The organism is Nocardioides sp. NBC_00163, assembly GCF_045206295.1.
GTDB lineage: Bacteria > Actinomycetota > Actinomycetes > Propionibacteriales > Nocardioidaceae > Nocardioides.
This window is the reverse complement of the sequence record NZ_CP108155.1, coordinates 2,959,725-2,970,108: the sequence shown is the minus strand read 5'-3', so window position 1 is coordinate 2,970,108 and position 10,384 is coordinate 2,959,725. Positions and strand designations below refer to the sequence as shown.

Genomic DNA, 10,384 nt, shown 5'->3' with positions numbered 1-10,384 from the left:
AAAACCCCGTCACACTGGGCAGAATTCGCCAGCATTATCGCCCCGGGAGGATGCTGTGCCGCGCTTATCGGCTCGTCGTGTCATACACTTTGTTGACAGGGAATTCAACCCTCCTGTGGGACTTTCGACTCTGTTCTTTAGGGGAAGAAGACTCTTTCAAGTCTTCCCCGAAACTCGGGAGGCCGCTTAGATGGCGTACATGACAACTAGGCGTTCTCGGCCCGGCCGCCCCAGGCATGTGCCCGATTCGGGTACCGCCTCACCCCGCGACCAGATCCTCGATGCCGCTGCGCGACTCTTCGTGTCCCAGGGCTTCGCGGCGACGTCCACCCGCGAGATCGCCGACCAGGTCGGCATCCGTCAGGCCTCTCTCTACTACCACTTCGCAGGCAAGGACGAGATCCTCGTCGAGCTGCTCCGTAAGTCGGTTCGTCCGACCACGGACAAGGTCGACAAGATCCGCAACCAGGTGCCACCGCTCGATTATGAGACGGCTCTTTATCTGCTGGTTCTCGTCGACGTACGCACTCTTGCCGATGTGGATCACAACGTCGGGATGCTCTACATGCTGCCGGATGTGACCAACGGCGAGGTCTACACCGAGTTCCGCCAAGAGCACGAAGAGCTCGCTGCCGCCTACGCCGATCTGGCCAGCAAGGTGGCCTCGGAGAAGGTGCTCGAGGGCGTCGGTCTGAAGCAGCTGGGCAACATGCTCATCCAGCAGGTCGAAGGCGTCATTAGCATGCGCGCCGAGATGATCACCAAGGACGCGGTCCGGAGGATCACGTGCCCGGAGGCGTGGGCGATCGCTTCCTCGTGCCTGCGGATCTGCGGTGTCAGCCAGGACAAGATCCAAGCCGCGAACGCGGTCGCCGTGGACATGCTCGACGACTTCCTCGAGGACAGGGTTCGCGAGCCCGCCTGACAAGGCAGGCTGACAAGTCGGTAACTGGTGGGTAGGGCTTGCGCGTGTGAGTTGCCCTGTTGAGGCTTGAACGACACACTTTCCGAGCCCGTTGCCCGCTTCCCCACCGCGAGGACCCCACACGTGTGCATTGACCCTTCCGGAGGCCGCTGATGGCCCGGAAGCAGACAGCCATCCTCTCCGTCACCCGCGGGGTCACGACGCTCAACGGCCTGGTGGTGGATCGTCCGTGGGGTGAGGACCCGCACCAGGCAGGGATACGCGCCGTGCGGGAACAGTTGGCCGGCCCGAGCCGCAAGCCCGTCCAGGTCGTCGCCACCGACGACGAGGCCCGCGTCCGGATGGTCGTCCATCCCGACGGGCAGGTCACCGACGTCGAGACCCTCGAGGTCTTCGGGAGCTACGGCTCACCCGACGACGTACCCGGTGCGGCCTGGCTCCCCGCCGGCGCCGGGCCCTTGATCATCCAGGGCGTCGTCGAGCCGGACCCCGAGCCCGAGCCCGATCCAGAGCCGTACGTGCCACCGGTCCTGGCTGTTCCGGCGCCGGCTGTCGAGCCACCACCTGCGCCCGACCCGGAACCTCAGCCGGAACCAGAACCCGAGCCGGAACCAGAACCAGAACCAGCGCCTCCGCCGGCACCTGCGCCGCCTCCGGCGCCGGTCCCGCCTCCAGCCCCAGCGCCGGTGCCTGAGCCGGAACCAGAGGTGGAACCAGAGCTGGAAGCGGAACCCGAGCCCGAACCAGAGCCCGACCCAGAGCGAGGAACCCCCGCCAGGAGGGCTGTCGCCGGACCGTTGGTGCCGCTGCACCATCTGGAATCGACCCCCTACCGGCGGTCGCGGATGACGCGTCGCGGCCGGGTGGTGCTGGTCGTCCTCGCCGTCCTGCTGCTCATCCTGATCTACGAGGTCGTACGCGGCGTCGTCACCGGTTCGGACCCGGACTCCTCCGACAAGAAGGAGCCGCAGAGTCAGCAGTCGGCGCCGAGCGCGGGGGCCAGCGACGAGGCGCCCTCGGAGACGCCCTCGCCGAGCGCGTCGGCGTCCTCGGTCCGCGTCGAGCCCACGCCGACCCCTACCCCGACGCCGACTCCGACGCCCAAGCCGACTAAGAAGCCGGCGCCGCCGGAGCCGACCAGGACGCTGTCGGTGGACGCGATCGCGATGACCGAGGCCATCGGGCTGCGGATCGACGCCAGCAGGCTGCCGGTGACGGCCACGATCGCGATGGATCCGTGGGGTGCGCCGGAGCGGTTCACGCGTACGGTCACGATCACCGAGCCCAACCAGCTCGTCGTGGTCAAGCCGGTCGCCTCCGGGCACGCGGAGTGGAGCGTCCGGGTCGACGGTGCCAAGAAGGTCACCGGCTACACCCACTCCTGGCCCAAGGGCGATCGCGAGTTCGTCAAGCGCTGAATTGCTACCACGGTCGGATGTGGCGGCCCCCGGTGCGGCGTACGCTGCATGAGAACGTGTTCCTGCGCCTCGGAGGTCTCGCATGCCGCTCAAGATCACGCCGCCCGTCGGCACCCGCACGATTGCTGGCCGGACGCTGGGGTCTGTGGAGCGCACCGCCAAGCAGGGCGTGCGCTGGGCGTTGGGGCACGGGTTGCCGCGTACGGCCATCGTCCGGTCCGCCCGGAAGGGTGATCTCCAGGGCGACCTGATCCTCAGCGGGCCCGGGTCGCACACCTTCGACCTGGTCGACCTGTTCGAGGAGTTCCGTGCGCGCGGGCCGCTCTATCAGGGCGGGTTCAGCCACCTCGCGGTCGACCACGAGGTCATCAAGGAGGTGCTGACCAGCAACGACTTCATCACCGGGTTCTTCGCGCCCGACGAGTCGGGCACCGGTCTGCTGGCGAGGGCGGCGAACTGGTCGGCCAGCGACATCTTCGCCCCGCTCCAGCCGCCGTCGCTGCTGGCGACCGAGCCGCCGGAGCACACCCGCTACCGCAAGCTGGTCACCCGAGTCTTCACGGTGCGTGCCGTCGAGAAGCTGCGCGCTCGCACCGAGGAGATCGCCCGGGAGCTCCTCGACGACCTGGAGAAGGAGGCCTCGTCGGGGGCCGACGTCGACCTGGTCACGGGCTACTGCGGGCTGCTGCCGATCACGGTGATCTCCGAGGTGCTCGGCGTCCCCGTTGACCTGCGCGAACGCATGCTCGAGCTCGGCAAGGGCGCGGCGCTGAGCCTCGACATCGGGCTGGGCTGGCGCACGTTCCGGGACATGGAGGCCTCCTTGGAGGAGTTCGACACCTGGCTGCGTGGCCACCTCGAGTATCTCGCCGAGCATCCCGGTGACGACCTCCTCAGCCAGCTCGTCGCCCTCCGCGACGACGGCGACCGGCTCAGCGAGCGGGAGCTGCGGGCGATCGCCGGGCTGGTCTTCGCGGCCGGTTTCGAGACCACCGTGAACCTGATCGGCAACGGCATCGCGCTGCTCCACGACAACCCCGATCAGCTCGAGGTGCTCAAGGCCCGGCCCGACCTCTGGTCCAACGCCTCCGACGAGATCCTGCGGCTCGACCCGCCGGTGCTGCTCACCGGCCGGGTCGCCCGGCGCGACTCCACCATCGCCGGCCAGGCGATCCCGCGCGGCACGATCATCAACACCGTGCTGGCCGCCGCCAACCGCGACCCCGCCGTCTTCACCGACCCGCACACCTTCGACGTCACCCGCGAGAACGCCCGCGACCACCTCTCGTTCTCCAGCGGCCGCCACTTCTGCCTCGGTGCCGCGCTGGCCCGGATGGAGGGCGAGATCGGCCTCCGCCTTCTCTTCGAGCGCTTCCCCGGCCTCGAGCTCGTCGGCGACCGCGAGCGCCACCCCACCCGCATCCTCCGCGGCTACTCGCATCTGCCGGCAAGGCTCTCCTGAGCTCCGCTGGTCGAGCCGCCGGAGCCGCTCGCGGCTCGACCAGCGGAGGTCAGCGGCGTTCAGCGCGCGGCGGCGTCGAGGAGTCGCTGGCCGAGGAGGGCTACGCAGCGGCGTACCTCGTCGCCTTCGACCACCCGGAAGGGGACGGCGCGGCGGGCGAGCTCCTGGGCGTACCAGTCCGGGCTGTTGGTGCTTCCGACGAGACGGCAGTGGCCGTCGTCGATCGGCTCGAGGCGGCCCAGGACGCGTGGAAGATAGCGGTCGACCTGCGCGAACGGGGCGTCGAAGACGACCTCGACCGCGTAGGCCCAGCCCTCGCCGAGGTGTTCCTCGACCTCGGTGACGGGGTCGATCTCGGGACGTACGAAGCGGGTCTCCTCGATGTCGACGGCGCCCATCCGGTCGACCCGGAGCACCCGGCGCGCGTCGGCGGTGTGTGACCAGCAGAGCAGGTACCAGCGGGCGTGGCGTACGACGACCGCCCAGGGGTCGACGACCATCTTGCGCTCGTTGCCGTTCTCGGTCGTGTAGGCGATGGTGGTGCGCCGCCGGGAGTCGCAGGCCTGGACCAGGCTGGTGGTGACGTCCGGGTCGGGCGAGACCGCGCTCTGGTCGGGGACGGCCGAGATCGTACGCCGCACCGCGGCCACCGTCTGGGACAGCGACTCGGGCAGCACCCGGCCGATCTTGCCGACCGCGCTCCCGACCGGCCCGGTGGCGTCGGCGATGTCGTGATGGCCGTCGAGCAGGGCCATCACCAGGCCGAGCGCCTCCGCGGTGGTGAAGATGAGCGGCGTACGCATCCCTCGGCCGAGGCGATAGCCACCATAGGGACCGCGCTCGGACTCGACCGGGATCCCCGCCTCGCGCAGGATCGCGACATAGCGCCGGGCGGCGCGCTCGGTGACTCGCAGCCGCTCGCCCAGGCGCTCGGCGGTGATGCCGGGGGAGGACTGCAGCAGCTCGAGGGTGAGCAGCGCCCGAGCGGTCGGGCTCTCGTCATGTCCCATCGTGGCGGCTCCCGGAAGTAGGTCGTCCGGATTCACATTAGTCCGTCACTTCCAGCACGGTGGGTCCCGTACCCTTACCGGCATATGAGACTTCTGCTGATCAGACACGGCCAGACCCCGAGCAACGTCTCGGGGGCGCTCGACACTGCCTTCCCGGGGGCGGGGTTGACCGAGCTCGGACTCTCCCAGGCCGCGGCGGTGCCGGATGCGCTGGCGGGGGAGCGGATCGCGGGTCTGTACGCCTCCCGGCTGCTGCGTACGCAGCTGACCGCCGAGCCGCTCGCCAACCGGCTCGGGATACCGGTCGTCGTGCAGGAGGGGTTCGAGGAGATCAGTGCCGGCCACCTGGAGATGGCCACCGACAAGGAGTCGGTGACGGCCTATCTCGAGGCACTCGGCGACTGGATCCGCGGCACGCTCGAGACTCCGGTCCCGGGCGGCGAGGCGGGCCACGAGTTCCTGGCGCGCTACGACGCAGCGGTGCAGTCCGTGGTCAAGCAGCACGAGCCCGATGACACGGTCGCGATCGTCTCGCACGGTGCGGCGATCCGGATGTGGACCGGGCTGCGCACCACGCGGTCGCCCGCCTTCGGCGACGACAACCGGATCCGCAACACCGGCCTCGCGGTCGTCGAGGGCAGCCTGGAGGAGGGCTGGACGACGATCTCCTGGAACAACGACCCGCTGGGCGGTGCGCACCTGATCGGCGACGGCTTTTGATCCTCCGCTCGCTCCTGCTGTTCGTGCTGGCCGCGATCGCCGAGATCGGTGGCGCCTGGTTGGTCTGGCAAGGGCTGCGGGAGCATCGCGGCTGGCTCTGGGTGGGCGCCGGATTCGTCGCGCTCGGCCTCTACGGCGTCGTCGCCACGCTGCAGCCCGATGCCCACTTCGGGCGGATCCTGGCTGCGTACGGCGGTGTCTTCGTCGTCGGCTCGATCGCCTGGGGGATGGCGATGGACGGCTACCGGCCCGACCGCTGGGACATCGCCGGCGCGGCGCTGTGCCTGGCCGGGATGGGCGTGATCATGTACGCGCCGCGTGGGTGAGGATGGGGCCATGGCCTCCGAGGAAGACTCCCCGCGCACCTTCGTCCCGGTCGCTCCCGAGGAGCGGCCACGCCGCACCCGGAGCACGGTCCGGGTGCTCCTGATCGACGACCGCGACCGGATCCTGCTCTTCGCCGACTCCGACCCGGGCATCCCGGGAGCGCGCTGGTGGATCACCCCCGGCGGTGGCATCGATCCGGGCGAGAGCGAGCGAATCGCCGCGGTGCGCGAGCTCGAGGAGGAGACCGGCCTCCTGGTCACCGAGGCCGACCTGTTCGGGCCGACGATGCGGCGCACCGTGGTGCACGGCTACAGCGACGTGGTCATCGACCAGGACGACGTCTTCTACGCGTGCTGGGTGCCGGCCTTCGAGGTCTCCACCGCCGGCCACACCGAGGAGGAGCTGCTCACCATGGCCGAGCACCGCTGGTGGACGCGGGCGGAGCTCGCGGCGACCGACGAGGAGATCTGGCCGGCGGTGCTGCTCGACCTGTGGAAGGACGCCGACGTACGCCGCGACGCGGCCGCCGCCGATCCTGTCGACGGCGGATGGGTGGAGGAGTCGTCGGTCCCGGCCTGACATCCGCGCTCTGGAAACGCCGCAGCCGACCATCCCCCTCGATGGTCGGCTGCGGTCTTGCGAGATCTGGTCGATGACCCTCGGTGCGACGAGATCTCTCGCATGTGCCGTCTGCTCGAGCGTGAATCCCCCGATCCGCTCGTGCGACGACACTCAGTCCGTGGTGCGGCCCCCCGACCGCGCCCTGGCCCTCCCCCTCAGTAGGCCCAGGGCGTCCACCCACAGCATCAGGCTGTGTACGACGGACCGAAGATGTAGGCGCATGGTCAGCGGAAGGCGCCGAGCGCGACGATGCCGGTGGCTGCCACGGCGGCGACGCCGAACATCGTGGTGCCTACGGCCGGCGGCATCCCGCCGCGGTGCTTGTGCTCGGACGGGTCGGGCTTGCGGAGGCTGCGGACGGCGTCGACGACGTTGTTGCGGAGCGACTCGACGGCGGTCAGGTCACTGCGGTGACGTGCGGTGATCGTGGTGGTAGCCATGGTGTTCCTCTTCTCGGACGGCGCTGGCCGTCCGTTGTCCGGCGGCCTTCACGTGAGAGAAACGGGGTCGCGGCCAGGTCATGACGCAGCTTTTCGCCACCTTAGGGTTACAGAAGATCCACAAGTGAGAAACATCGCGCCGAGCCCGTACGCTGCGCGTCATGACCACGACGCTGGTGGAGATCACTCGGGAGTGGGGCCGGATCGGTGTCATCGGGTTCGGCGGTCCGCCCGCCCACATCCGCCTGCTGCGCGAGACCGTCGTCGAGCGCCGTGGCTGGGTGGAGCCGGAGGAGTTCGAGGACGCGATCGCGACCTGCAACCTGCTCCCCGGACCCTCCTCGACCCAGCTGGCGATCTTCACCGCCTGGCGGGTACGCGGAGCGCTCGGCGCGTTGGTCGGCGGGCTCGCGTTCATCCTGCCGGGGCTGGTGCTGATCGTCGCCCTGGCCGCGCTGTTCCTGGGCGACCCGCCAGCGTGGGTGCTGGGCGCGGGCGCCGGGGCCGGTGCGGCGGTCGCCGCGGTCGCGGTCGCGGCGGGCTGGGCGCTGGTGCCGTCCTCCTACCAGCGGACCCCGTCGCGTCCGCGATGGATCCTCTACGCCGTCGTCGGCACCGTCGCCGCCGCGACCACCGGGGCCTGGGTGGTCCTCGTGCTCGTGGGCGCCGGGCTCGTCGAGGTGGCGATGCGGAGGCCGTGGCGTACGAACTCCTTCCAGTCCGTCCTCACCCTGCCTTTGTTGGCTCAAGGAGCGCTCACCGCAGCGGTGGCAGCACCGCTGGCGTGGACGGCCTTCAAGGTCGGCGCGCTGTCGTACGGCGGCGGGTTCGTGATCATCCCGCTGATGCAGTCCGATGCGGTCGACCGCTACGGCTGGATGAGCGACGCCGAGTTCCTCAACGCGGTCGCGCTCGGGCAGATCACTCCGGGCCCGGTCGTCCACACCGTCGCGGTCGTCGGCTTCGCGGCCGCCGGACTCCTCGGGGCGCTGGGTGCTGCCGTGATCGCGTTCGGGCCGTCGTTCGTGATGATCATCGCGGGCGGACGGCATTTCGAGGCGCTGCGCTCCTCGCCGCTCGCCCGTGCCTTCCTCGACGGCGCCGGGCCGGCTGCGATCGGTGCCATCCTCGGGTCCGCGGTCCCGCTGGCGCTGGCGACGAGCGAATGGTGGCAGTGGGTGGTGCTGGCTGCCGCCGGCGTACTCCTGCTGCTGCTCAAGCGTGGGGTGGTCCTCACGCTGCTGCTCGCGGCAGGGGTCGGGGTCGTCGTGGCTCTCGCCGGTGGGCCGCTGCCTTAGAGGTAGAGCCCGCCGGAGGAGTCGCCGTGGTCGTGCTGGCCGCCCTGCTGCGGCCCGCCCTGGCCGGGGGTCGGCTGACCCTCGGGGGAGAGGCTCACGCCCGGCGGCAGGCCCTTGCGGATCTGCTCGAACTGGGCGCGCGCGGCGACCTGCTGGGCGTAGATGGCGGTCTGGATGCCGTGGAAGAGACCCTCGAGCCAGCCGACCAGCTGCGCCTGCGCGATCCGCAGCTCACCCTCGGACGGCGTCTGCTGCTCGGCGAACGGCAGCGAGAGCCGCTCCAGCTCCTCGACCAGCTCGGGCGCGAGCCCGGACTCGAGCTCCTTTATCGACGCCTGGTGGATCTCACGGAGCCGGTTGCGGGAGGCCTCGTCGAGCGGGGCGGCCTTCACCTCCTCGAGCAGCTGGCGGATCATCGAACCGATCCGCATCACCTTCGCGGGCTGCTCCACGAGGTCGGTCACATCGCGCTCTTCGTCCCCGTCGGCCTCCGGCGCGGTGGCGCCCTTGAGTACGTCGGCGGGCACCGCGATCGGCTGCCCGTCGGGTCCGATGACCACGACTTCCCCGGTCTGCTCCTGCGTCATGCGCTCAACCCTACCTAGCCTGCGGTGGTCAGCAGGATCTTGCCGGTGTGCGTGCCGGACTCCATGAGCCGGTGTGCTTCGGCGGCCTCCGCGAGCGGAAGTACGTCCTGCACGACCGCCTTCACCTCACCGGCCTCGACCATCGGCCAGATGCGCTCGACGACCTCGGTGCAGATCGTCGCCTTCTGCTCGACCGGGCGGCCGCGGAGGTTGGTGGCGATCACCGCGGCCCGCTTGCGGAGCAGGGCGTTGATGTCGAGCTCGGCCTTGGTGCCGCCCTGCATGCCGATGATGACCAGACGGCCCTCGGGGTTGAGGGCGTCGATGTTGCGGGCGAGGTATTTCGCGCCCATGTTGTCGAGGATGACGTCGGCGCCGCCGTAGACCTTGGCGACCTCGACGAAGTCCTGGTCCTTGTAGTTGATGGCCACCTCGGCGCCGAGCGACTTGGCGAGCTCAGCCTTCTCGGCCGACCCGACCGTGGTGATCACCCGGGCGCCGATCTGGCTGGCGAGCTGGATCGCCATCGTGCCGATCCCGCCGGCGCCGCCGTGGACCAGAAACGTCTCGTCGGGAGTCAGCCCGCCGACCATGAACACGTTGGACCACACGGTGGTGGTGACCTCGGGAAGCGCTGCTGCGGTGACCAGGTCGACCCCCTCGGGCACCGGCATCACCTGTCCGGCCGGGACGGCGACCTTCGTCGCGTAGCCGCCGCCGGCCAGGAGCGCGCACACCTCGTCGCCCTCCTGCCACCCCTCGACGCCGTCGCCGACCGCCGAGACGACGCCGCTGCACTCCATCCCGATGATGTCGCTCGCGCCCTTCGGGGGCGGGTAGAAGCCCTGTCGCTGCAGCAGGTCGGCCCGGTTGAGCCCCGCGGCGGCGACGTCGATGACGACCTCACCCGGTGCCGCGACGGGGTCGGGGAGCTCGGTGACGGTGAGGACCTCGGGTCCTCCGGGCTGCTGGGCTACGACTGCTCGCATGCCCCCACACTAGGAGCCTAGAGGGACTTCAGGTCCGTCCAGGTGTCGATGTCGCGGTGCTCGTCGCCCTCGGAGGAGACCTCGACGAGCTCCAGGTCGGCGAGCAGCTCGCGCAACGCCATCCCGTGCTGCCCCTCGTGGTCAGGCCGGACCTCGGCGAGCCGCGCGGTGGAGAGCACGAGAGCCAGCTGCCGGCGTCCGTCCGGCCCGACGAGAACGGCGCCGTCCCGTCCGAACGCCGCCTCGCGGAGACGCGAGAGTGTCCGCGGGCGCAGGAACGGCATGTCGACAGCGGTCACCCCGACGTACGCCCTGGGAGTCAGCAGCGCGTCCACGCCGGTCAGCAGGGCGGCGACCGGGCCGCCGAAGCGAGGATCCTCGCGGACGAAGGTCACCGGGCGCTCGGTGCTCACCGCGTCGCCGACGACGACGACCTCCATCGCGTCGACGGCGGCGTCCAGCGCCCAGGCCAGCATCGTGCGGCCACCTAGCTCGATCCCGGACTTGTCGATCCCGTCGAGCCGGGAGCTGCGGCCCCCGGCCAGGAGCACGGCGGCGTACGGCTCCCATTCGTCCCAAGCGGTCAC

At 70.3% G+C, this 10,384-nt stretch carries 12 protein-coding genes; 7 read left to right on the top strand and 5 right to left on the bottom strand.

All coding sequences use genetic code 11. The features are described 5' to 3' along the window. Positions 1–238 precede the first annotated feature (238 nt). The 3 genes from OG801_RS14320 (at position 239) to OG801_RS14310 (ending at position 3,805) form a co-directional block, all read left to right on the top strand. A complete protein-coding gene (locus tag OG801_RS14320; protein WP_406036200.1) occupies positions 239–925 on the top strand; it encodes a TetR/AcrR family transcriptional regulator in 687 nt (228 codons plus the stop codon). 152 nt (positions 926–1,077) lie between these two features. Continuing rightward, complete coding sequence (locus OG801_RS14315) at positions 1,078–2,343, top strand: hypothetical protein (protein ID WP_406036199.1); 1,266 nt, start codon at positions 1,078–1,080, stop codon at positions 2,341–2,343. An 82-nt stretch (positions 2,344–2,425) separates the two neighbouring features. After that, positions 2,426–3,805, top strand: a complete 1,380-nt coding sequence (locus OG801_RS14310) for a cytochrome P450 (RefSeq protein WP_406036198.1) — start codon at positions 2,426–2,428, stop codon at positions 3,803–3,805. A gap of 59 nt (positions 3,806–3,864) precedes the next feature. Here the strand turns inward: OG801_RS14310 and OG801_RS14305 are convergent, their stop codons facing one another. After that, positions 3,865–4,815: a helix-turn-helix transcriptional regulator gene (locus tag OG801_RS14305; RefSeq protein WP_406036197.1), complete on the bottom strand. Its 951-nt coding sequence runs from the start codon at positions 4,813–4,815 to the stop codon at positions 3,865–3,867. Positions 4,816–4,899: 84 nt separating this feature from the next. Here OG801_RS14305 and OG801_RS14300 point away from each other — a divergent pair, with 84 nt between their 5' ends. The 3 genes from OG801_RS14300 to OG801_RS14290 are packed head-to-tail and all read left to right on the top strand — an operon-like array spanning position 4,900 to position 6,441. Continuing rightward, entirely contained in the window at positions 4,900–5,535 is a 636-nt protein-coding gene (locus OG801_RS14300) for a histidine phosphatase family protein (protein ID WP_355021965.1), read from the top strand. Then, positions 5,532–5,861, top strand: coding sequence for a YnfA family protein (locus tag OG801_RS14295; protein ID WP_406036196.1), 330 nt, complete (start codon positions 5,532–5,534; stop codon positions 5,859–5,861). Before OG801_RS14300 ends, OG801_RS14295 begins: the two co-directional genes overlap by 4 nt. A gap of 10 nt (positions 5,862–5,871) precedes the next feature. Beyond that, positions 5,872–6,441: an NUDIX domain-containing protein gene (locus OG801_RS14290; RefSeq protein WP_355021966.1), complete on the top strand. Its 570-nt coding sequence runs from the start codon at positions 5,872–5,874 to the stop codon at positions 6,439–6,441. Between the two features lie 266 nt (positions 6,442–6,707). Here the strand turns inward: OG801_RS14290 and OG801_RS14285 are convergent, their stop codons facing one another. Next, positions 6,708–6,923 (bottom strand): hypothetical protein, encoded by a 216-nt coding sequence (locus OG801_RS14285; RefSeq protein WP_350660394.1) that lies wholly within the window; start codon positions 6,921–6,923, stop codon positions 6,708–6,710. Between the two features lie 161 nt (positions 6,924–7,084). Here OG801_RS14285 and chrA point away from each other — a divergent pair, with 161 nt between their 5' ends. Further along, positions 7,085–8,221, top strand: coding sequence for a chromate efflux transporter (gene chrA, locus OG801_RS14280; protein ID WP_406036195.1), 1,137 nt, complete (start codon positions 7,085–7,087; stop codon positions 8,219–8,221). On the opposite strand, the gene OG801_RS14275 is transcribed toward chrA, so the two are convergent. Genes OG801_RS14275 through OG801_RS14265 form a run of 3 tightly spaced genes read right to left on the bottom strand, consistent with a single transcriptional unit; the run spans position 8,218 to position 10,384 of the window. Beyond that, positions 8,218–8,808, bottom strand: coding sequence for a bacterial proteasome activator family protein (locus OG801_RS14275; RefSeq protein WP_355021820.1), 591 nt, complete (start codon positions 8,806–8,808; stop codon positions 8,218–8,220). The two genes, chrA and OG801_RS14275, sit on opposite strands and share 4 nt — an antisense overlap. A gap of 14 nt (positions 8,809–8,822) precedes the next feature. Next, a complete protein-coding gene (locus OG801_RS14270; RefSeq protein ID WP_406036194.1) occupies positions 8,823–9,797 on the bottom strand; it encodes an NAD(P)H-quinone oxidoreductase in 975 nt (324 codons plus the stop codon). Between the two features lie 17 nt (positions 9,798–9,814). Next, positions 9,815–10,384, bottom strand: a complete 570-nt coding sequence (locus tag OG801_RS14265) for a molybdenum cofactor guanylyltransferase (RefSeq protein WP_355021822.1) — start codon at positions 10,382–10,384, stop codon at positions 9,815–9,817.

What these genes read in the sequence shown, in the direction of transcription:
- OG801_RS14315 (WP_406036199.1), top strand. Translation starts at nt 1,078, where the DNA reads ATGGCCCGGAAGCAGACAGCCATCCTCTCCGTCACCCGCGGGGTCACG.
- OG801_RS14310 (WP_406036198.1), top strand. Translation starts at nt 2,426, where the DNA reads ATGCCGCTCAAGATCACGCCGCCCGTCGGCACCCGCACGATTGCTGGC.
- OG801_RS14305 (WP_406036197.1), bottom strand. Translation starts at nt 4,815, where the DNA reads ATGGGACATGACGAGAGCCCGACCGCTCGGGCGCTGCTCACCCTCGAG.
- OG801_RS14300 (WP_355021965.1), top strand. Translation starts at nt 4,900, where the DNA reads ATGAGACTTCTGCTGATCAGACACGGCCAGACCCCGAGCAACGTCTCG.
- OG801_RS14290 (WP_355021966.1), top strand. Translation starts at nt 5,872, where the DNA reads ATGGCCTCCGAGGAAGACTCCCCGCGCACCTTCGTCCCGGTCGCTCCC.
- OG801_RS14285 (WP_350660394.1), bottom strand. Translation starts at nt 6,923, where the DNA reads ATGGCTACCACCACGATCACCGCACGTCACCGCAGTGACCTGACCGCC.
- chrA (WP_406036195.1), top strand. Translation starts at nt 7,085, where the DNA reads ATGACCACGACGCTGGTGGAGATCACTCGGGAGTGGGGCCGGATCGGT.
- OG801_RS14275 (WP_355021820.1), bottom strand. Translation starts at nt 8,808, where the DNA reads ATGACGCAGGAGCAGACCGGGGAAGTCGTGGTCATCGGACCCGACGGG.
- OG801_RS14270 (WP_406036194.1), bottom strand. Translation starts at nt 9,797, where the DNA reads ATGCGAGCAGTCGTAGCCCAGCAGCCCGGAGGACCCGAGGTCCTCACC.